Raw genomic sequence first — 21,392 nt, forward strand, 5'->3', positions numbered from 1 at the left:
CCTCCTGCGCTGGGCTGTTCGGGGGCAGGCTTAGAATCGCCAGGTGGCACCCGCACCGAGGATATGCAGTGCGGCATTGCGATAAGTGCCCGACAGGGTGGTGCCTGATCGCGCCTTGGTCTGATTCACATCCATGTCGCCAAGCCAAATCAGTGTGTAGGCGGCGTGCAGGTCCAGGCCTTCGTCCACCTGATAGTTGACCCCCGTAGCCAATCGCCAGGCTTCTCCCATGGGGTTGTCAACGGTGCGATCCTTGTCGTCCACCGCCGAACTGTCATAGCCCAAGCCCATGTTCAGGCGCAGGCGCGGGTTGATCTGGTACTGGGCCCCCACGGAGGCATGCCAGGTGTCCTTGTACTGGCGGTCGACGGTGCGACTGACGCCCAAGGCGTCTGCATCCACCTCGACGCCGATGTTGCCGAACTCGCTCCAGTCTTGCCAGCCAAGGCTACCCAGCAGCTTCCACTGGGCATTGAGGTCGTGGGCGACGCTCAGCAATGCGGTTTGTGGGACCGCCATGTCCAGCTCCAGAGAGTCGGCTCCCAGGCGGTTCAATGCCGTGTTGATGATCAGGTTGTCGACCTTGTGCACGCTCGGTTTGTCCTTGAACTCCAGGTCGATCTTGCTGGTGTAGGCGAAACCGATTTGCGTGCGTTCGCTCAGTTTGTACAGCAGCCCCAGATTGACCCCGGTGCCGACATCCGTGTCTTTGTATTCGAGCTGGCCATCGGGACGATCCAGCAGTCCGAGCAGGTTGTTGTTGATGGCCATCTCGTTGCGGTAGTAGGCAACCATGATGCGCGGGCCAATGCCCATAGACAGGTCATCGGTAAATTTGTACGCCAACGTCGGTTGGAACGACACGCCGATGATCGCCGCTTCCTGGTTGAAGTAACGCCCCGCCCAATCGTCGTCGTAGTCCAGGGCCAGGCCAAAGTTGCCGTACATGCCAAAGCCAATCGCCGAACGCTCGTCGATCTGGTGACTGATGAACAGACTGGCACCGGGCAGGTACTGCAGGGCGTTGCCGCCTTCGTTGCCGTCGAACTGGTTGCGACTGTCGCGGGAAAAACCCATGTCGCCGAGGATGACCTGCGCATTGGCGCTGACCTGAGTGCCCTGCAACTCGACGATACCCGCGGGGTTGCTCATCAATACGCTAGGGTCGGTTGCCAGCGCGGCCGCGCCGGCGTTGGCAAGGCCATTGCTTTCTTGCCCGGCCTCGTAGATCAGAATCCCACCGGCCAAGGCGTCACTGCTCAGTACCCACAAGCTGAACGCCAGACCGGTAAGGCGCAAGCCATGGTTGAGATCACGCGTGGTTGACTTCATCAAGCCTCCTCAAGGTCAATCCGTTGATGGCGACCTGCCGACAGCATCGGCAGGCCGAGGGGCCAGGTCTTAGTGTTTGGTCTTGAGCTGCTCGAACGATTTGACGATGTCGATCGCCCAGCCATCGAGCACTGCCTTGGCGTCTTTGGCGGTCATCACCTGATCGGAGTTGTCGAGGTCGGCACCGGCACCTTTGCGCACCACCTGGGCAACGACTTTGTTGTTGCTGGCATCGAGGAACTGCGCTTCAGTCGACAGGCTGGTGTCCTGATCGCGAATACCAGTGGCAGTGCTGACACCCGCAGCGAGCAGTGCGATCGGGATCACTTCATACGGGCGCAGGCCCTTGGTCTTGGCGCTTACCGCGGTAATCGCCGGCCGCACCACCAACACACCTGGGCCTGGGCCTTTAGCCAAAGGCAAGACTTTGGAGAACTGGGTTTGCAGGGCCTGGTTGTAATACTGGGTGATGCCTTGCAAGGTGGAATCCGGGATCTTCTCCGTCGCCTGTGGCTTGGGGTAGAGCTGGCTTGGCTCGACATAGACGCTGCTGAACTTGTTGGCGTCGATTTTCGGGTCGATCCAGCGCATGACCGCTGCACCCGACGGTGATTTTTCTTCCTTCAGGGCACTGTAGTCCTTGAGAAAACCGGAATACTGGTCGGGCTCGACATATTTGCTGGCGCAGCCGGAGAGCGCCAGGGAAGCCACACACAACGCTGCAGCAAAGGATTTAACCTGCATGGTAGAACTCCGATTTAACTAACTGGTTTAAGTCTGAAACGGCAAACATCAGCGACTCTATGGCGTGGCGGCAGCAATCCATTTGCCGCCGCCACGCGCCGTAATCAACGCATTACGGCGTCACGATGTTGAACCAGAAGTCGAAGTTGTCCATGTAGCTCATCAACTCCTCAAGCTTGCCCTCGTTGCCTTCAACCTTGATGTCACCCGAACCTTTCGCGTCTTTGAGCGTGGTCTGTTTGAGCATCAGATTGTTCAGCGTGTCGCGGGTAAGGGTGATGGTTGCGTCGGCATCTTTCGATTGCACGCCTTCGGTGTGGTTGAGTACACCGTTGACCATCTCCAGCGTGTATTTCTGCTTCAGATCAGTGAAGTCGAGGTTGAGGGTGATGTGCTTGCCTTCCACCTCAGGCGCTTTCAGGCGCATGGCCAGGTAGTCGAAGAACAGGTCCAGGTCCATCGCCTTGACGGTGTCGGGGCTGGCGGTGTCGGGCGTCGGCAGTTTCTGCACGCCGTTGCGAAGCTCCTGTGCGCCGGTCAGGTAGAAGTTGCGCCACGGTCCGCTTTCGGCCTGGTAGCCCAGTTGCTCTAGGGCGTCGGCCTGCAGGTTTTTCGCCGCCTGGTTGGTGGGCTCGGCGAAGACCACGTTGTTTACAACCTTGGCCACCCAGCGGAAGTCACCCTTGTCGTAGTACTCCTTGGCTTTTTTCAGCACGGCATCGGCGCCGCCCATCATCTCGACAAAACGCTTGGCCTCTTCTTCCGGCGGCAGTTCCCACAGCGTGGCGGGGTTGCCGATGAACCAGCCCAGGTGCAGCACGTAGGTAGCCTTGACGTTGTGGTTCAGCGAGCCGTAATAGCCGCGGTTGGAGAAGCGGTTGGCAATCGACTTGGGCAGTTTCACCTGCTCGGCGATTTCGGTCATGGTGTACCCCTTGTTGGCCAGACGCAGGGTTTCGTCGTTGATGAAGCGGTACATGTCACGTTGCGAGGACAGCTGGTCCTTCACTTCCTTGTTGCCCCAGACCGGCCAGTGGTGCATGGCATACATCACCTGAACGTCGTCGCCCCACATCTTCAGCGCTTCGTTGAGGTACTTCGACCACGGCAGCGGCTCGCGGATTTTCGCGCCACGCAGCGAGTAGGTGTTGTGCAGGGTATGGGTGGAGTCTTCGGCCGTGTTGAGGGCCTTTTTCTCCTTGATGTAATAGAGCATCTCGGCCGGCGCCTCGCTGCCCGGCGCGTAGAGGAACTCATAGGTGAGGCCGTCGATAACGTGCTTCTCGCCGGTCTTCTCGATGATGTCTGTCGGCGGGATGAGGGTCACGGTACCGGCAGAGGTGGTAGTACCCAGGCCTGCGCCCAACTGGCCGGTGGCATTGGGTGGCAGCAGGTTACCGTACATGTAGCTGGCGCGACGGCTCATGGCGGTACCCGCCATGACGTTCTCCGCTACCGCGTGCTCCAGGAAGCCCTTGGGTGCATAAACCTTGACCTTGCCGGCCTTGACGTCTTCTTCGTTGATCACACCGCGCACACCGCCGTAGTGGTCAACGTGGCTGTGGGTGTAGATCACCGCCACCACGGGCTTTTTCGGCCGGTGCTTGTAGTAGAGCTCGAGCGCCGCCTTGGCGGTTTCGCTGGAAATCAGCGGGTCGAAGATGGTGATACCGTCCTTGCCTTCGACGATGGTCATGTTCGACAAGTCGTAGTTGCGCACCTGGTAGATGCCATCGGTGACTTCAAACAGACCAGAGATGTTGATCAGTTGCGATTGACGCCAGAGGCTGGGGTTGGTGGTATCAGGCGCTACTTCGCCTTCCTTGATAAACGCATACTTGGCCGGGTCCCAGATTACATTGCCTGACTTGCCCTTGATGACCTCGGAAGGTAGCGGGGCAATGAAGCCTTTATGGGCCAACTCGAAAGATGTCTTGTCATTGAACGGAAGTTCCTTGAGCAAGGCGTTATTGGCCGCCTTAGTGGCCTCCGTCGCGGGTTTCGGTTGCTCTGCCGCCATCGCTTCGGTGGCCAGCGCGAGCGCTACGACCAGTGAGCAGGTCATGCCCGCCACTTTGCGTGTTTTCGACCCACCAAGAGGGAAGAATTGCCCTAACGTCATCTCCAAACTCATCTCTATGCTCCTGCTAGTCGGAAATCGCACTACCAAACCGGTAAACGCGAGCACAGGTAAACCTAGTAGTTTCTCGATGAATGGCGAATTTTCTGACGAGAAAGTCAGAACCGTAACTGTCAGAGTTTTCGGGTGAGCTCAGTGCGCACGACTGAAGAGCGCAGTAAAAGCTGAAGGCTAAAACGTTTAAGCCCGTGCAGGAAAAATAATGCTTTTGTTGTTCGACAGCGCATTGCCCAATTGAGACTTTAATCACATCTGGGTGTAACCCTGAGCCAGTTACTCAGCGTTGGCAGCCGGTTATTGGCGGTGAAGTTTGGCGCGTGATATTAGTTGGCCATATTGCTAATGGCGCTCTAGAGTTGGTCTTTAGCGTTGCGGTTACCTTGTTATTCAGCTCCCTGTTGTAGGACTTGTTCAAGTTCCCCAACCCCGCATCCTGTGTGTCTGCAGAATCTAAAGTCATCTTGCAAAGGGCCGCATCGGCGGCCCTGGGTCAACCGACCGTCACTCCTTCACTGCAGCGTGAACGGCCTGCACGGAGCGACGCAGCACCGCAGACGTCGCCGCCCGCGCTTCCACTTCATCCAGCAATGCCTCGATCAGCGCAAGGCTCATTTCCAGCGTGTGCTGCGAACCCCAGAGCAGGTTGCGAACCTCGGGCTCGACCCGCTCACAGGCTTGGGCGGTGGTCTGGTAGGCACTTTTGATCAGGATGGAGGCATGGACCAGGGCGTCTTCGGACGAGACACCGGCACGTACAGCGAACAGCGGTTCGTGGCTGCCGTTGCAGGAGCCGAAGGTGGTGGAGGTCTGGGTGGTGAGGGGAGGGTCAGGAACGGGTTTTGTCATTGTGTAGCTCCTTGATTGGTGGAGCCGCCACGTATCGCTACCAAACGAATGGGTGGCGGCTGTACGCAGGTTGGTAGACCGGGAATCAAGGAAACCGGCGCGCACGAATGCGCCCTACGCACAGCCGCCATAACACGAAAAAGCGGGCACAAAAAAAAGCGCCAGCTGAATCGGATGGGGCGCTTGTGCGCCTTGATTCTCTCCCGGGCTACCAAACCCGGTCGCTGGATTTACAGCGACAGCGAGGAGGGTAGCGGGGTCGGGGGAGGGATTCAAGGGGCAGGGTATGGCGTCAGCGAATTGAACAGCATCACTTCGTTTCTGCCGCGCGCGCCTTCTTGGCACGGTCTGTTCGGATTTCACCGTTTGTTTTTCATCCTCATCCAGAATCATCGCTGCCAGCTCCAGCGTTCCGCGGCCACCTCGGCGCAGGCAGGCAATCAGCGACAACCAGGGAATGTCCGTGATGCGCACCTGTGAGCCCGGTATTGCGCGAACTTCGCCAGCGGTTCCCCCGGCAGGACCGCCGTCAGGCAAATAGACCAATAGCCAATCGCCGCGGCTCTCCAGCACCAGGCCGAAACGAAATCCCTCCCCACCCTGGCACCTTCGTTGTCGTCCATGCGGGCATCCTTGACCTCAAGTTGACTTGAGGTCGCAGACTACCAACCCTTGCATCTGGAGTAGTCCCATGTCCGTAGATTCTCGTCTCGCGTTCGAGCTTTCCAACCCGCCAGGGCTGTATGACCCGAGCAACAACGGGTATTCCCACGTCGCTGCAGTGGCACCTGGGGCCAGGCTGCTGTTTATTGCAGGGCAGGGTGGCGAGGACGTCGACGGGCGACTGCCAGCCGCGTTCTCCGAGCAGGCAAGGCAGGCGCTGGTCAACCTGAACACTGCACTCCAATCGCAGGGCTCGAGCTTGCAACAGGTGTTCAAGCTGACCTTATTGATCGTCGATCATGATGAGCATCGCTTGCGCGATTGGGTTGGGGAAGTGAATCGGGTCTGGAAGGTCAGGCATCCGGTCTGCACTTTGATTCCGGTACCACGGCTGGCGCTGGATGGCATGCTCGTGGAGATCGAGGCGGTGGCTGCTTGCAGCTAACCGGCAAACCTTATTCACTCGCTCCGACCCGCTTTCAGTGTTTCGCGATAGCCCGGTACGCTTGGTTATCTGATGCAGCGACAGCTTGCCGCGAAAATACATCCGCCGAACTTTGCCCATCATTATCCATGCTGATCACCCTGTGTTCTCCTGCTCAAAATTGAGCAGGAACAGTTGAGCACCTGTCAGTTTTTCAATCAGCGCCAACAGCACTGCGTGCTTTGGGAAATTTGCTTATGGGGCTCGAAGGGCTGCGACCTCGAGACCTGCTCAATGCACAAACACGAGGACGTAGGTGATTGGCTTGACCACAAGCATCTGAACCTAGCGCGTTTAGAGCCGGGCGCAAAACCCCGTGACCAAGGGGGCGACGCCACGCGTTGGAACGCTCGTCAATCCTGTCAATCCACGATTGAACCAGCCTCCTCCTGCTGTTTGAGGTAGGGCTGAATAAAATCGAGGAATGCTTGAGCAGCTGGCGTAAGGGTGCGATCACATGGAACGTATATCGACATTTCTCTAATGATCTCAGGCTCTTCAATCCGTCTCATTACAAGGCCCATGGCGCGAGCCTGTTTCGCTAGAAACCCCGGGCACAATGACAGCATCACCGCCAGATCCGATGTCGCCAGTCCAAGGGCTGTAGAGATGTTATCTACAACATAATCCGGCTCGAATTGCTGGTCTGCGGTCAAATACTGCAACGCATCAGTGAAGTAAGTTTCATAGTCTTTTCCTGTCGTGATGACCGAGTGATCATTGAGCATGCCCCACGTGATTTTGGGGCTGACTGCCAAGGCATTGGAAGCCGCGCACAACATCATCCAAGGACTTCTATACAGCGCGATACGTTTAACTTTATTGCCAGTTTTTCGGTCTGCACCAAAGGCTATGTCGACGCGATTACTGGCCACAGCATCCGCCAGCTCGTCCACGGAGCAGTCGATGAGGCGGACGACGACGTCGGGCTTGTGCTTTCGGTAGACGGCTAAGGCTGTCGGCAATAGTGAGCTGGCGGCGAGCAGCGGAGCGGCAACCCGGACGATACCAGTCGATAGGTTTTTGATGGTATTGACTGTCCGCATCGCAGATTGAATCTCGTGCATGACTTTTTCGGCCGCAGGGCGAAACTCCTCCCCCGCTTTAGAAAGCACCATGGACCGCGTCGTACGGTCGAACAAGGAAAAGCCGAACTCCTGTTCCAGCTCCTTGATGATCAGACTTACAGCTCCAGGCGTCACATGCAGATGCTGGGCAGCATGGCTAAAGCTCTGGGCGTCGGCCACGACGAGGAATGTCCGTAATTGCTTGAAAGTGAAATTCATCTGGGCCCTTGCGAAGGTGTGGACTGCCCCTGAACTGCCCCCGGAAAGGTAGATATCTTTGGCCGGTGCCTGGAGGTCTCCACCAAATCAGGGGCGACTCATCGGGGGAGGGCTCCAATCTACGAGGTTTATTAACGAATGGGCAAAAATAATTCGATTGTCGCTATAGCAGTGTGGCGCTCAGACTCCATCGGAGGGTCGCCCCTCTGATAGCTCACGCGCAATCCATTAAAATAATAAGAGAACGCCTATGACTAGTCTCTCTCCGTTACCACTGCCTACCTATGAAAAATCAGCTGAAAATCGGCTTTATGCCAAAGTTACCTGGCGGCTAATTCCTTTCCTGTGTTTGTGCTACTTCTGCGCTTATTTGGATCGGGTGAATGTGGGGTTTGCCAAGCTGCAGATGCTGGATGACCTGCAGTGGAGCGAAACTGTATATGGCTTGGGTGCTGGCATTTTCTTTGTTGGCTACATACTCGTCGAAGTACCGAGCAACATCCTGCTGCAGCGTGTGGGGGCCAAACGATGGATTGCGCGAATCATGATTACCTGGTCGCTACTTTCCGCCGCCACCGCTTTCGTCACAACACCTGCGATGTTTTATGTCATCCGTTTTCTGCTGGGCGTCGCAGAGGCCGGATTTCTTCCGGGAATCATTCTTTATCTGACGTATTGGTATCCGGCTGACCGACGCGCCAAGATTACTGCGTTTTTTTATTGTGCCATTCCTCTTTCTGGCGTGATTGGCGGCCCCCTATCAGGCTGGATCATGAGTGCGTTTACCGGTGTATCCGGTCTGCAAGGCTGGCAATGGCTGTTTCTCCTCGAGGCGGCACCTTCCTTATTGGTCGGTATCGCTGTGCTGTTCATTCTGGACGACGGCATTCGGCACGCGCGGTGGCTGACCCCCATGGAGAAAAGCATTCTAGAACGAAACATCCAAAGCGAGTCGGATGACAAACTCCACCACTCCATTGCTCAGGCTTTCAAAGACTCCCGGGTTTGGCTGATGGGTTTGATCTTTTTTACCTGTGCCATGGGCATCTACACCTTCAGTTTCTGGTTGCCGTCTCTGATTAAGGACGCTGGCGTCAAGGATGTCCTGAACGTGGGTTTGCTGGTCGCTGTTCCTTACGCCTTTGGGATGGTTTCAATGGTCTTATGGGCACGCCACTCTGACCAAACCCGAGAGCGTCGATGGCACCTCGCGATCGCCATGGCAGTCGGTGCAGTTGGGCTGGCATTGAGCACCCTGACAGGGTATGGCATCTACTTTGTTCTGCCTGCGTTAACACTTGCATCTGTCGGTATCCAGGCCATGGCACCTATTTTTTGGAGCATGCCCACAGCATTCCTTGGGGGGGCTGCGGCAGCGGCTGGTATTGCCTTGATCACCGCTATCGCCAACATCGGTGGGCTCACCAGTACCTATCTGGTCGGCTGGATCAAAGACCTCACCGGCAGCGCCGAGATAGGACTCTATGCAGTCGCGGCGGTACTCGTCGCCGGAAGCGTTATTACGCTCGCCGCCGTGCCCGCCAGGTTGGTAAACAAATAACGCCTCCATGCCTTTTAAGAGAAGTACTCGATGGCCACGCCTATAACTTGTATCGAAGACCTGCGCGTCTTGGCAAAAAAACGCATCCCACAAATGTTTTATGACTATGTCGACTCCGGCTCCTGGACAGAATCTACGTACCATCTGAACGAATCGGATTTCCAGGCGATAAAGCTACGTCAACGCGTTGCTGTCGATATAGAGAAACGCAATTTGCGCACCACGATGGTTGGGCAAAACATCGCAATGCCTGTTGCCCTCGCGCCAACGGGACTCGCTGGGATGATGCATGCCGACGGCGAAATACTCGCGGCTAAAGCGGCAAAAAAATTTGGCGTTCCCTACACGATGTCAACGATGAGTATCTGCTCTTTGGAAGACATTGCCGAACACGTCGCCGCACCGTTTTGGTTTCAGTTGTACATGATGCGCGATAGGGATTTCATTGAACGCCTGATAAAGCGTGCGATTGCTGCGAACTGCAGTGCATTGGTGCTGACGCTCGATTTACCAATCTGTGGACAGCGACACAAAGATATCAAGAATGGCCTGTCGGCGCCGCCACGTCTGACCCCGTCCAACCTGCTCAACATGATGACCAAGCCGAAGTGGTGCCTAGGCATGGCATCCACCAAGCGTCGTCAGTTTGGCAACATCGTCGGACACGTCCAGAATATCAGCGACATGTCTTCACTCTCTTCCTGGATCCAGGAGCAGTTCGATCCGAGCATGAGTTGGGCCGATATTGCATGGGTGCGTGAACGCTGGCCAGGAAAACTCATTTTAAAGGGCATTCTTGACCCGGATGATGCACGCGTCGCGGCGGAAATTGGAGCTGACGCACTCATTGTTTCCAACCACGGCGGACGCCAGCTAGATGGTGCCCAATCAACTATTAGCGCATTACCGGCCATCGTCGATGCGGTGGGTGATCGGATCGAGGTATGGATCGACAGTGGTATCCGTAGTGGCCAAGACGTGCTGAAGGCCATAGCACTGGGTGCCAAAGGCACTTTGATCGGTCGAGCATTTCTTTATGGCTTGGGCGGCTTGGGTGAAGCAGGTGTGACCCGCAGTCTGGAAATCATCGCCCATGAACTGGATGCCTCAATGGCGCTCTCCGGTCAAATCGACATTAACCACGTCGATAGAAATATTTTGCTCACTCCTAACTAATAAGCTCAAGTGCCACTGGCACCGGATTGAACCAAATCGCCATCACCCCCTATTCCCATTGGGCATGCTAACTTGATGTCATCGTTGTCATCGAGTTCTGGGTGGGGTAGGGGAGTATCTAAAAATTTAGTACTAATAAATATAGGGATGCTCCGATCAACTTGATGGCATATCCACTGTGCTAGAACTCGTGGGCGACCGTGATCGTCTTTGATCGCTAGCTTCTCTGGAAGTGAACATTCGTTGTTCTTACGGAAGCGGGATTTGCTGATGTAGCCCTCTGCTTCGAGCGTTTTTATCTTGCGTATGACCTGACGCATCGCTGATTGCAAAATTGCACTCCACTTGCCCCCCCTGATTGCATCGGATTTGATCAACACGCTTAGTAACCATGATCATCTGAAAGCTGCGCATTGTTGCCGGTGGCGACAGGCAGAAACCGGCCACAAGCGGTCTTGCACCAGTGGGAGCGGCGGTGCGACGCTTCGACTTGCCCCGCGACAGAATCATGGCAGTTGGTAGACATTGCCCATCGCCAGAATCGCGGGGCAAGCCCGCTCCCACTGAGCCTCTATGTACCGACGGCTTTGGCTCGACTCCTGCCCTTCGCGTCAGGCAAAAATCGGCCAGAAGCGGTCCTTCGGAAGCGTCTACGGAAGAAGGACCGATTCAGTGTAACCTCGCGCCAATTACTAAGCGTTGGCTGTGAAGTTTGACGTGCAGTGTTAGTTGGCCACTATTCATGGCTCTCGAGCGTCGGGCTTTCCCGTTGCGGTTATTTTGTTATTCAACGCTCAGCCGTAGAACTTGCATAAGTTGCCCAGTCTGTGTGTCTGCAGAAGTGAACGCTCGAAAGGCCCAGCGCGGATGCTCACACATGGCAGCCGGCGTAGAGAACATCAGCATCCTCAACACCCCACGCGCATCCCTTGGGTAATTTATGTCTACACTTTTTACTGCTTTGGGGCGGGCAGTTGCCGCGAAAAAATTCGATGTGAATAGGGAGTTTTTCTGCATGACAAAAACCTTCAATACCCTGGTTCTTGGCAGTGCGCTGGTGTTGCTGGCCGCCTGTGCTTCAACATCCCAGCCCGGCAGAAGCACGACGCTGGCCGAGAACGTCAAGGGTTCAGGCTTCATGCCCGACGTTTATCCAATGATGAAACCAGGTAAAGAAGGGGAGTCGTTGCTGCTGTACCGCAATCCCAAATTCGCTTCGTCTCAGGCGTTTTCTCGCTACAACAAGATCTATCTTGACCCGGTCAAGTTGTATGGCGACGCCAACTCCAAGTTGCATGACGCGCCCCAGGAACAAAGCGCCGCCATTGCCCAGGGCCTCTACGATCAATTGCATGAACAGTTGGGCAAAGATTATCAAATGGTCAATCAGGCAGGCCCCGACACCCTGCATTTGTCGGTGGCGATCATCGACGCGCAAGCGTCTGACTCTTCGATGAAGGCGATGTCTTATGTGCCCATTCCATTGGGTGTTCCCGGGGCCAAGATGGCAACGATGCAGACGTTGTCGCATACCACCGGCAAGCCGCCCTTCGCGGGGCAGGTGACGGTCGAAGGGAAAATGGCGGACGCCGGGACCGGAGAGGTGATTGCCGCGATGATCGATCGCCGTGTGGGCGCCCGCAAGCCCATCATCGGTCTGTTTGAAAGCAGTACCTATGATTCATGGAGCGATGTCAGCGAGGCCGAGCGTTACTGGGCCGAGCAGATGCGTTATCAATTCTGCATGCGCCGCGCAGCGGGTAATTGCACGAAAGCCAGTGAGTAGTTGAGTAGTAACGGCTAGTTCTCCCTCCCATCGGGAGGGAGAACACCGGATCAATCAGGGCTTTACCACTTCAACGGCAGGGAACTTGTAGCCGCCGGCCTGCACTTCCTTGCTCGGGCCATACATCCTCAACACGATATAGACGTCTTTTTCCGGGATGGGCAAATAGTTGGGATTGCTCGCATCGCCCTTGGCGCTGAGTTCGATGGTGTAGTTGCCGTCGGCGTCGGGTTTCAAGGTGCGGTCGCCGCGGCTGTGGCGGTTGATTTCGTTGTGCGCCATGAAACGGTTGTCGCTGCCGTACACAGTGAAGGACCAGAACTCGCTGACGTCCGGCGCCTTGAAATGCATGCGATACGCTTTGCCATTGGCGCCATTGATGTTCTTGCCATCGCTGCCTTTGACGGCCTGCAGGTAGATGGTTTCGTCCGGCGGCAACCCCCACTGGCCCAGGTAGGTTCCCTCGGCGAACAGTTCACGTGGGTCGTCGCTCAACTGCGCGCGAGTTCCAAGCAGCTTGCCGGCATCCGTTAAGGTCGGAGCCAGTTCCTTGATGTGCTTGATGCCCAGTTCCTCGCCTTTCTTCGCAGCGGCAAGCTGGTCTTTGGTGAAGTCTTCCTTGCAAGGTTCAAGACCCACGGTCTTGAATTGCTCCAGCCATTTTTTGTCGGCTTTGCCCATGGTTCCATCGCACAGCACGTAATTGACCCGTTGCAGCCAATTGGTTTTCGCCGGGTCAAGGTAAGTGCGTTGTTTAGGCTTGGGACCGGCGACGCCCAGGTAAGCCGAGAGCGTCCTGACGTTCCAGTCATCCATGTAGTTCAAGGCCGTTTTTTCGTCTTCCGGGCCGGTGGCCATGATCCGGCCCATGAGTTTCACCAGGTTGGAATCGACGCGGATCACTTCGTCGACGCTGCCTGGAACTTCGCCTTTCCAGTCCTGGGTGGCGAACATGAAGTGGCCGCCTTTGTTGCCACGGGTACGAGAGCCGATCATGGTCACGGTGTAGTGCCCCATGTCCATGGTGTGCAGGATCCAGTAGCGGCCCTTGTCCATGTCCGGCACGGTCACGATGACCGGTTCGGCGGCGACATCGAGCCAGCCCATCAGGTGCAGGGTGTCGTTGTTGATGGTTGGGTGATCGGTGTACTTGTCGTCGGCCAGGTGGCGGATGTTCTGGAAGCGGTTGAGCGGTGTGTCGGTCTTGACTGCCGTCTCATAGAAGAACTTGTACGCTTCGTCGATGGAGTAGCCGTAGGTATAAGCGTCGGCGGCCAGTTTGTCTGGTATCTGCGCAAAGGCCGGTACCGTCAGCGAAAGCAGCGTTGCCGCAAGGGTCAATCGTTTCATGAGCACTCCAGTGGGGCAGAGAAAAGTCAGGGATTGACCTGCTCGAAGTCAGGCATCTTGAACGTCTTGTTATTGAACGCCTCGGTCGGTCCGTAGAAACGCATGGTGGGCATCGGGCGTTTGTTCTGCGTGGGTATCCAGTTGGACTCCAGCCCCTCGGGTGCTTTCGGACCGACATAGAGCGTGATGCTGCCATCGGCGTTCTTCTTCATCTTGTCGAGGTCGAACGACGACAGCGTGGTGCGGTTGCTGTCGCTGTAAATGAAAGAGAAGGTGGCGCGGTCGTAGACTGTCAGCGCCCAGAACTGCTTGACCGGCACTTTGGCTGGAACATTCACCGAGTAGAGCTTGCCGGCTTCCAGCGGCTTACCGTCCTTGTCCGCCAGCGCCACCATGTAGGCGGTGGCGGGTGAGTCGCTGAGTGCCTTGGGCATGTAGGTGCACCAGAAGTACTCCGCCGCGCGCTCGATCAGGTCGATCTTGTCGTCATACTTGAACGTGAATTGGCGATTGGCATCGGTCTGCAACAACGAGACGTAGTGGCGATCCGGCCAGTAAACGCGCTTGACCATTTCCTTGTCGAACCAGCCCTGCAAATAGAACCAGGCGTCGATGGCCGCCTGGTGCATGGCGCGTTTGGCAGTTTCGTCCGGGGCGAAAGGTTTGCCTTTCTCGATGCCCAGGGACTTGAGCATGCCCATCATCACCTTGTCGTGCTCCCTGACCGGCTCGACGCTCATGATCTCGTACATGTCCTGGAAGTGCCGCTCATCGTAGAACGGCAGCGTCGGATAACGCTGATGGCTGGGGTCGATGAATTTTTGCTGTGGCGGATTCTGCGCCTGAGACAGGGAATACATGCGCAAGCGCTTGGCGTATGCGTAGGCGTCAGCAGCCGTTTTGCCGGCTGGCGGTACCGACCGGAAAGCAAAGGCGATGCGATAGTTTGGCGAGCTGACGTGGAAGTAGCCTTTGGGGATCGCACCTTTGTAATCGGGCGCGGTAAACAGGTATTTGCCACCCTTGCCTTTGTCGAGCCCGGCAGGCCCGACGTCGGCGATGGTGAACTGCCAGGCGTCCACCACCTGGCCGTACAGGCTGCCGTCGGCCCCGGCAGGTGGAATTTCCAGCACCACGGGGCCCTTGCGCAAATCGGTGTAGGCGGCGATGTACGGCGTGGTGCTGTTGGCGGTCAGGGCTTCGAGTTGTGGGGTGGCCGTCGCCGAGTAGGCGATGATGTCGTTGTCCTGGTAGCCCAGGTGCTCGAAGGCGGCACGGCGGAACGAGTAGATGGAGATCGCCGGCATGTTCCACAGTACAGCTTCAAAGGCGCGCTGGTACTTGATCTGGTAGTCGAAGTCCTTCACTGAGGGGGCCGCGCCTGGCGGTGGCTGACCTCCCAGGGGTTCAGTGGCTGCCTGTAGTGAAGCGGCGCCGCAAGCGGCGAGCGCCATCGTCAGCAACCTGGGTAAAAGGGCGTTGGCAACATTCAGGCCTTTGCGTGGTGGGAGCATACGAGTCATCAATCCTTCTACGGCTCTCATGGCGGCTCCAGGTACAAGCATGATGTCGGGGCTGATGTCCCGACACGCACAGTCGCTTTAGCCATTGGAAACAGGCACCCGCGCAAGTGTAGTTCACCGCTATGGGGCCGCTCGCCATGGCAGTTCTCGTAGGAACCCGCGAACGCCTGTACAGCAGGGGGGGAGGTTTTCATGTCTACACTCACTCCTGCGCAATCTCCTGGGGTCTCCGGTGCCCGTCGTCAGCACAGCGCAGCACACGTTGCCGTCATGACATCAGCACGAAGGAGCGCCCCCATGCACAACCGATCCGGCTTTGCATTACTCATTGCAGCGTTCAGTTGCACAGCGGCGCTGGCCGTAGATGAAGCACCCACCGCAGATCAATCGACGCTGGCCAATGGGGCTTACCCTGCTTCGCAATTGAGTCGGGCGGTCGTTCAACAAGACAACATGCAGCCCGCTATTCCCCGGGACGCGCAAGACAAGGCAGCCGATGAAAAGCTCGACGCGTTGCTGAAAAAAACCAACAAGCGCCCCAACATCGTCTGGTTGGTCATCGATGACCTCGGCTTTGGCGACCTCGGGGGGCCTTGGGGGGGAGGCGCTCACATTGGTGCTGCAACCCCCAGCATCGACAGGATTGCCGCGCAGGGCCTGCAACTGACGACGACCTATTCCCAGCCGACCTGTACCCCGACGCGCTCTGCCATGATGATTGGCCGCCTGCCCGCGCGCACCGGCCTGATTCGCCCGATTCTGGCCGGTGACAAGGTGAAGAAGAACCCGTGGGCCGATGAGCACAGCATTGCGCAGCTGTTATCCAGCGTGGGGTACTACACGATTTTGACGGGCAAATGGCATACCGGCGAGCTTGAAGGCATGCGGCCGTGGGAAGTTGGCTTCGACGAGTTCCAGGGGTATTACGCGTCACAGAAGGAACTGACTCAGCAGTTCGACGGCAGGCGCTATCCCGACCTGGTGTACGACGCGGAAAAGCTTGCACGCTTCAAGAAAGTGGGCGGCAAGATTGACAGGTACTACGGCGCCAAGGGCCAGGGTGAAAAGGTCGTAGAGAAAACCACCAGCATCGAGCAGTTCGCCGAAGCGGACCAGGCACTCGCCCAGTTCACGATTGACCGCATCCAGACACTGGCCAAGGGCGACAAGCCATTTTTCATTGCCCATAACTTTATGCGGGTGCATGCAGATAACCATCCGAGCAAGGCGTTTCTGGGGAGCAGCGCCAGTAAGTACCCGTACAAGGACAATGTTGTCGAAGTCGATGCATTGGTAGGTCGCATTGTCGATGCCTTGGACAAGGCCGGCGTGCTGGAGAACACCTTCGTGTTCATCACCTCGGACAACGGTCCGCAGATGGACAGCTGGCCGGATTCCGGCTACACGCCGTTTCGCGGTGCGAAGGGCTCAGCCTGGGAAGGGGGAGTGCGCGTTCCGGGGATCGCCTACTGGAAAGACATGATCAAGCCGCGCGAAAGTGCAGAGATGTTTGACCTGATGGATCTGTTCAATACCAGTCTGCATTTCGCGGGTGCCAGCGACAAGCTGCTCAAGGACCGCTACTACGACGGTATCGATCAGGCCTCTTTTCTCATCGTCGATAATGGCCAAAGTAAACGGGAAGCCGAGTACATATGGAGCGGGGCGAACCTGGCGGCGATCCGGATGCGCGAATACAAGCTGCATCTGCGGATGACGCAGGAACAGGCGCCGCATATGACGATTGATTACAGCACCACTGAACAGGTCGGGCTTTCTCCGTGGCTGTTCAATCTCTATATCGACCCGAAGGAATCAATGCCGTTGGGACACCGACTCAATCCCTGGCTGGCCTCCTTGCTGTCGGAAGCTCAGGCCCACATGGCCACCTTCAAAAAGTACCCTCCAAAGAAAATAGGGCTGTAAGTCCGTGATGCTCGATTTTTCCTGAAGGCCCTGCGCACTGCCCCGGGTTGAAGCCGGTCTTTTTCGTGGTGTTCATTGATTCGGTTTGCTTCAACGGCTGAACGCAGAGAGCAGAGCCTTGTTGCAAAGGGCCGCATCGGCGGTCCTGGGGCAACCCGCAGTTACTCCATCACCGCAGATCAGCGGCCTGAGCCCAGTATTTTCTGCATTAACTAAAGTTCGGCTCGGTCAACACATTGCGCCCTGACGGGCGCAATCGCATGCGAAAAAGATAATCGCGAAGGTTGGAGGTTTGTTTCAGCCATTGCGCACTTTCGGGCACGCGTTCCAAGTAATCGAGCATAGGCGTGAGGATGGCGTCCGCCATGCTGTAGTCGGCCCCACAGAAAAACGGCTGCCCGCCCAAATGCTTCTCCAGCAGCCCAAGTGTTTGGGTAGCCACTGGCTCGGCGTTAGCCACAGCGTCTCTATCGACAGGGCGTGACGGTTGCGCAGGTGAAACCAGCAATAAGAGATAACGACGTATCAGTCGATCATCGGCATACATCGCCAAGGCAGCGGACCACTGATCGACCTTTACCTTCTGGGCCAAGTCGGTGGGCCTTAGAGAAGTGTGCGCAAAGGCATCATCCAGGTAGCGGCAAATGGTGGTTGTTTCAAATACGCTCCGCTCACCATGCAGTAATACCGGGACCTTGCCAAAAGGATGCAGTGCCTTGTGCTCAGGGCTGTGGAGCGTGATCGTTTTACCCTCCACGTGCATCCCGTGTGTGTAATCGAGCGCTTTCTCTTCGCAGTAAAGTCTGACACTACGCACGAAGGTGCTGAATCCAGGTCCCAGTATGTGCAATTTCATAAGTAGCTCCTTGAGGAAAGAGCCGGCAATTCTGGTCGGTATGACTTTATGTTCAAGAACATAAAGTCCCGTTTTGTCATACTCCTCCCACGCTTTACTGAGGAGAAGACGTATGCCCTGGCCTGCTACACAGCGCCCATCCACTCGACAAATGATTTTGGATAGCGCAGCACGACTCTTCGCACTAGAAGGTTTTGAAAAAGTCAGTATCGACTCAATTATGAAGAATGCCGGGCTGACCCGGGGGGCCTTCTATAGTCACTTCGCATCCAAAACGGAGCTTTACACCGAAGCGATCAGAAATGCCGCGAACGCGGGGGGCGCGATACTGGAAGACGCGGGTAAAGACGGTTTGCAGCAGGTAGTCAAAGACTATCTGCGCATGGACCATCGGGATGCAAGCCGTATGCACTGTCCGTTGGCCTTCATGGTCAATGATGCGGCTCAACAAAGCGGAGCCATCCAGGAGAGCTATACCCACGTGCTCGCAGCGTTCATTACACGTTTGGAGTCCGGACTGAAATCGACGACAGCGACAGATACACGCCAGCAGGCTTTGCAAATTGCCGTAGGGATGATTGGTGGTTTGGCACTAGCTCGCGCTGTGGCAGATGACCAATTGGCGCAAGAGATTCTCACAGCCTGTCAGCAGGGGTGTTTGCAGCTCGCTGAGCCATGACATGCCTTGGCAAGGGACGAAACGACCGCATTGGGGCGATAGCGGTCAGTCGCGAATGTCCGTTATCGGCCAGAAACGGACACCCGAACGCATCACCTGATCGGCTATTTTGTAGGGCGAAGCAGTTACCCGTGTTCCGCTGCCAACAATGACCTGAACTGTGAAACGATCTCTGAAGAGAGTCCGGCAGCTTCGAAAACTGCGCAGGTAAAGCTAACGGGTGCAGGGCCTGGTGCAGTTATGATGCGGTCGGCAACCACGGCTACTTGGCTGCTTTGATAAAGCGCGATGCCTTCATAACCTACGGCATTCTGTTGTAAGAAGTCTGCTGTGTTCGAGGTATGAGAAACCGAGTCGAGCAGCCCAGCCCTCGCGAGTGCCAGTGTTCCCCCACAGATACCGGCAATTGTCGCTCCACTTGAACGACTGGCATGAAGAAAGTCCCGAATGTCCGGTGCATCTGCATGCTCCCAGATCATTCCACCGATGACGACAACAACGTCCGGCTTCCAGTCCAGGCATTGTTGCAAGTTGCTATCCACAACTACAGTCAGTCCCCCCTGCGAGCGGAACTGCCCCGTAGCAGCGGCGAAAAACCTGACATCGATCCCGTAAAACGGGGATGCGGTCCCTGCAATGAAAGCATATTCCCAGTCCGCAAAACCGGGGGTCAGTATCAAGCCCACGCGTGCCATAAATCAGAATCCTCCATGAAAACGACCAACATAAAGCGATAACAAATAGATCTCAACGGCTGCTTCGAGTCGAAAACGAACTCCCGATAGCACCGCGACCTACAGCTATTGGTCGATATCTCTTAGACGCCAATATTGAGTGCCGAAGCTGCCAGTCTCGCCACTTCAAGCCTACTGTCTGGCTCAGCGCCGTCTTCGAGCATCCAGGTTGCCGACAACCCTGCCCATGCAAGCACCCATTGCAAAAGTCTTCGGCGATCAATCTTAGAAGCACCCGCGATGAGCGCTATTCGCCGCGCGAAGCATCCAGGAGCAAGCGCGCTTGCGTCGTCGGGATTGCAGAGAGTATTCGCGTAGTCGAAGCCCCGTTCGCCGTATAACCCTTTGGGATCAATGGCGAGCCATCCGGGCTGGCCGAAATCGAGCACATTGCCGTGATGGATATCGCCGTGCAGTACCGCGACATCGCGCGGATCAGCCAAAAGCTCGCTTGCAACCCTTGCACAGTGCTCAAGAATGCCGCCGTGAGTAAGCGCCATGCTCCATAGCGCTTCAAACCATTGCACTAGCGGAACCAACTCCGGGATCGGCTTGGCGCGTGGCACATGAAGGCGGACAGCTACCGCACAGAGGATGCGGGTGGCCTCGTCATCCTGGCCACATTTGACCATTTGCGCGAGCGAGGCCGCCCCTTGCGCGCGCTCCATCAGCAAGGCCCCACCATCATGGGCCAGCACGGGCGCCGCGCCATCGCCGTCCCACCAAGCCATGAGCTGGTTGCCTGCTTGCTCCTCCGGCTCTTGCGAGATTTTGAGCATGGCTGGCAAGCCACGTTGACGAACGGGAAGCAGATTCCCGTTCAGAGAGACGAAAGCCTCGCCATCAATGGTTAATCTGCTGCGATCACCGACAACGGGGGATTGGAGCGAAAGCGATCGTACAAGCCACCCTTGACGACGGGCACCAGGTGACCGGCTATATCGATCACGGTTGTGTCGTTCTGGCCGGGCATTTCAGGCAATTGCGCCCACGCATGGCTGGCAAATGTGGTGAACAGCAATCCTGTTAAAACGGCGCTTGCGAGTTTCAATCTGTCTCTCTCCAGGTGATTTCATTGGCTTGATGGCGTCGGCCAGGGCAGGCCCCTGAGGCCTGCCTGAAATGACCTTAACGTTAAACTCAACTTTAAGGTCAAGCACCGGGAAAACAGATTTGGGAGTTGCCAGGGTCAGTTGTCTTCAAGGTCGAAAACAATGAGGAGCTAGCCGGGGCTCGCTCCCCCTCAAGGCGCGCCGAACAGCATCGTCCAATACACACCCTCATCGCTGCGCGAGTTCGCGGCGTAGGCCGCACCCACCTGGGTAAACATCGGATTCATCAGATTGGCGCAATGCCTGGGGCTGGCCAGCCAACCTGCCATCGCCTTGCTCGCTGAGCCCTGTCCGGCGGCGATGTTCTCGCCGATCTGGCGGCCACGGTAGCCGGCGTCCCTCGCCCGGTCTGCCGGCATATCACCGTCGGGGTCACGGTGTGCGAAGTAATTGCTGTTGGCCATCGTCCGGCTGTGTTTCTGCGCCGCCGCCCCCAGGGCGGTATTCCAGGTCAACGGACGTGCCGCGGCGAAGCGCTGGCGACCACACAGGCGCGGCTTCGCCCGTGCTGCGTTGACCTGTGCCAGCAACGCTTTGCTCGCGGATCGCCCATCGCCGAGCTGAGCATCGAGCAAGGGGCGCGCCAGCACCACCCGCCACTCGTTCCGGGCGCGACTGACGCCGATATCGGCAAATTGAGTATCGAGCAGGGCTGCGCAGTAGTCGCTCTGGAGCATGTCAAAGGCCTCCTCGGCATCTTGCGCGCCGACCAGACGGATGCTGCGCACCGCCACCGCCTGATAGCCGGCAGCCTTCAACCTTTCCCGCAAAGCGCCGCCATAGCCGACCGGCAACGCCAGGTTCGACTTCAACACCAGCGGCGTCGAGACCCGAACCACACGCCTCTCACAGCGCTGGGGCTCGGCGCGGTAGTCGTTGATGGCCTCCACCAGTTGCCTTTCCGCGCTGGCATGGGCGGGGCTGGCGAACAGGGGGAACAAAGGAATGAGGCAGAGCGAGACAAAGCGGGAGCAGCGGACGGCTTGGCGCATGGGGCGGACAGCTCTGATGGGATGACGGCGGTAATGCCGATAAAAGGGCTCGGCTAAGACTGCGGCCTTCAACACAAGGTTCACGAGCAAAGGGTGCAAATTTATTGTTGGAGCAAGGGGACGTGACGGCCTGGATCACTACTCGGATTGAAGCTATACCGAAAGGGTTCAGAGTGGTGATGGAGCACATGCTTGATTAGCA

Annotated in this window: 18 protein-coding genes and 1 pseudogene; 6 read left to right on the forward strand and 13 right to left on the reverse strand. The window is 57.0% G+C overall.

Annotated features, from left to right (window positions below; genetic code table 11):
- Positions 1-30: 30 nt before the first annotated feature.
- The 4 genes from U9R80_RS11285 to U9R80_RS11300 form a co-directional block, all read right to left on the reverse strand.
- The gene (locus U9R80_RS11285) at positions 31-1,332 is read right to left on the reverse strand and encodes an OmpP1/FadL family transporter (protein WP_301840450.1); all 1,302 of its coding nucleotides are present in this window, start codon (positions 1,330-1,332) and stop codon (positions 31-33) included.
- A gap of 69 nt (positions 1,333-1,401) precedes the next feature.
- Positions 1,402-2,076, reverse strand: coding sequence for a DUF3313 domain-containing protein (locus U9R80_RS11290; protein WP_301840452.1), 675 nt, complete (start codon positions 2,074-2,076; stop codon positions 1,402-1,404).
- A gap of 112 nt (positions 2,077-2,188) precedes the next feature.
- Positions 2,189-4,141: an alkyl/aryl-sulfatase gene (locus U9R80_RS11295; RefSeq protein WP_301840453.1), complete on the reverse strand. Its 1,953-nt coding sequence runs from the start codon at positions 4,139-4,141 to the stop codon at positions 2,189-2,191.
- Positions 4,142-4,717: 576 nt separating this feature from the next.
- Positions 4,718-5,062, reverse strand: coding sequence for a DUF6124 family protein (locus U9R80_RS11300; RefSeq protein ID WP_301840454.1), 345 nt, complete (start codon positions 5,060-5,062; stop codon positions 4,718-4,720).
- A gap of 691 nt (positions 5,063-5,753) precedes the next feature.
- Here U9R80_RS11300 and U9R80_RS11305 point away from each other — a divergent pair.
- Positions 5,754-6,170, forward strand: a complete 417-nt coding sequence (locus U9R80_RS11305) for a RidA family protein (protein ID WP_301840456.1) — start codon at positions 5,754-5,756, stop codon at positions 6,168-6,170.
- A gap of 401 nt (positions 6,171-6,571) precedes the next feature.
- Here U9R80_RS11305 and U9R80_RS11310 read toward each other — a convergent pair whose 3' ends face one another.
- On the reverse strand, positions 6,572-7,495 hold the full coding sequence (locus U9R80_RS11310) for a LysR family transcriptional regulator (RefSeq protein WP_301840458.1): 924 nt from the start codon (positions 7,493-7,495) through the stop codon (positions 6,572-6,574).
- 250 nt (positions 7,496-7,745) lie between these two features.
- Between U9R80_RS11310 and U9R80_RS11315 the strand changes: the two genes are divergently transcribed.
- Entirely contained in the window at positions 7,746-9,056 is a 1,311-nt protein-coding gene (locus U9R80_RS11315) for an MFS transporter (RefSeq protein ID WP_301840459.1), read from the forward strand.
- Positions 9,057-9,086: 30 nt separating this feature from the next.
- Complete coding sequence (locus tag U9R80_RS11320; protein ID WP_301840460.1) at positions 9,087-10,232, forward strand: alpha-hydroxy acid oxidase; 1,146 nt, start codon at positions 9,087-9,089, stop codon at positions 10,230-10,232.
- A 5-nt stretch (positions 10,233-10,237) separates the two neighbouring features.
- On the opposite strand, the gene U9R80_RS11325 is transcribed toward U9R80_RS11320, so the two are convergent.
- On the reverse strand, positions 10,238-10,612 hold the full coding sequence (locus U9R80_RS11325; protein ID WP_301840461.1) for a hypothetical protein: 375 nt from the start codon (positions 10,610-10,612) through the stop codon (positions 10,238-10,240).
- 635 nt (positions 10,613-11,247) lie between these two features.
- Between U9R80_RS11325 and U9R80_RS11330 the strand changes: the two genes are divergently transcribed.
- Complete coding sequence (locus U9R80_RS11330) at positions 11,248-12,018, forward strand: DUF3313 domain-containing protein (RefSeq protein ID WP_301840463.1); 771 nt, start codon at positions 11,248-11,250, stop codon at positions 12,016-12,018.
- Between the two features lie 54 nt (positions 12,019-12,072).
- Here U9R80_RS11330 and U9R80_RS11335 read toward each other — a convergent pair whose 3' ends face one another.
- The gene (locus tag U9R80_RS11335; RefSeq protein WP_301840464.1) at positions 12,073-13,368 is read right to left on the reverse strand and encodes a DUF1254 domain-containing protein; all 1,296 of its coding nucleotides are present in this window, start codon (positions 13,366-13,368) and stop codon (positions 12,073-12,075) included.
- A 26-nt stretch (positions 13,369-13,394) separates the two neighbouring features.
- Positions 13,395-14,822: a DUF1254 domain-containing protein gene (locus tag U9R80_RS11340; protein ID WP_301840466.1), complete on the reverse strand. Its 1,428-nt coding sequence runs from the start codon at positions 14,820-14,822 to the stop codon at positions 13,395-13,397.
- A 366-nt stretch (positions 14,823-15,188) separates the two neighbouring features.
- Between U9R80_RS11340 and U9R80_RS11345 the strand changes: the two genes are divergently transcribed.
- Positions 15,189-16,817 carry a sulfatase-like hydrolase/transferase gene (locus tag U9R80_RS11345; protein WP_301840468.1) on the forward strand — a complete coding sequence of 543 codons (1,629 nt, stop codon included), beginning with the start codon at positions 15,189-15,191 and terminating at the stop codon, positions 16,815-16,817.
- A 208-nt stretch (positions 16,818-17,025) separates the two neighbouring features.
- Here the strand turns inward: U9R80_RS11345 and U9R80_RS11350 are convergent, their stop codons facing one another.
- Entirely contained in the window at positions 17,026-17,673 is a 648-nt protein-coding gene (locus tag U9R80_RS11350; protein ID WP_301840469.1) for a glutathione S-transferase family protein, read from the reverse strand.
- Between the two features lie 112 nt (positions 17,674-17,785).
- Here U9R80_RS11350 and U9R80_RS11355 point away from each other — a divergent pair, with 112 nt between their 5' ends.
- Positions 17,786-18,352, forward strand: coding sequence for a TetR/AcrR family transcriptional regulator (locus U9R80_RS11355; RefSeq protein WP_301840470.1), 567 nt, complete (start codon positions 17,786-17,788; stop codon positions 18,350-18,352).
- Positions 18,353-18,477: 125 nt separating this feature from the next.
- On the opposite strand, the gene U9R80_RS11360 is transcribed toward U9R80_RS11355, so the two are convergent.
- The 4 genes and pseudogenes from U9R80_RS11360 to U9R80_RS11375 all read right to left on the reverse strand — a co-directional run bounded on the left by U9R80_RS11360 (position 18,478) and on the right by U9R80_RS11375 (position 21,190).
- Positions 18,478-19,047, reverse strand: coding sequence for a DJ-1/PfpI family protein (locus tag U9R80_RS11360; protein ID WP_301840471.1), 570 nt, complete (start codon positions 19,045-19,047; stop codon positions 18,478-18,480).
- 122 nt (positions 19,048-19,169) lie between these two features.
- Positions 19,170-19,934 carry an aminoglycoside phosphotransferase family protein gene (locus tag U9R80_RS11365; protein WP_301840709.1) on the reverse strand — a complete coding sequence of 255 codons (765 nt, stop codon included), beginning with the start codon at positions 19,932-19,934 and terminating at the stop codon, positions 19,170-19,172.
- A 5-nt stretch (positions 19,935-19,939) separates the two neighbouring features.
- Positions 19,940-20,137 (reverse strand): annotated as a pseudogene (locus U9R80_RS11370) (acetoacetate decarboxylase (ADC)); the annotation flags it as partial.
- Between the two features lie 192 nt (positions 20,138-20,329).
- The gene (locus tag U9R80_RS11375) at positions 20,330-21,190 is read right to left on the reverse strand and encodes a CAP domain-containing protein (RefSeq protein WP_301840472.1); all 861 of its coding nucleotides are present in this window, start codon (positions 21,188-21,190) and stop codon (positions 20,330-20,332) included.
- Positions 21,191-21,392: the final 202 nt, after the last annotated feature.

The sequence above is a fragment of the Pseudomonas sp. JQ170C genome (assembly GCF_035581345.1).
Classification (GTDB): domain Bacteria; phylum Pseudomonadota; class Gammaproteobacteria; order Pseudomonadales; family Pseudomonadaceae; genus Aquipseudomonas.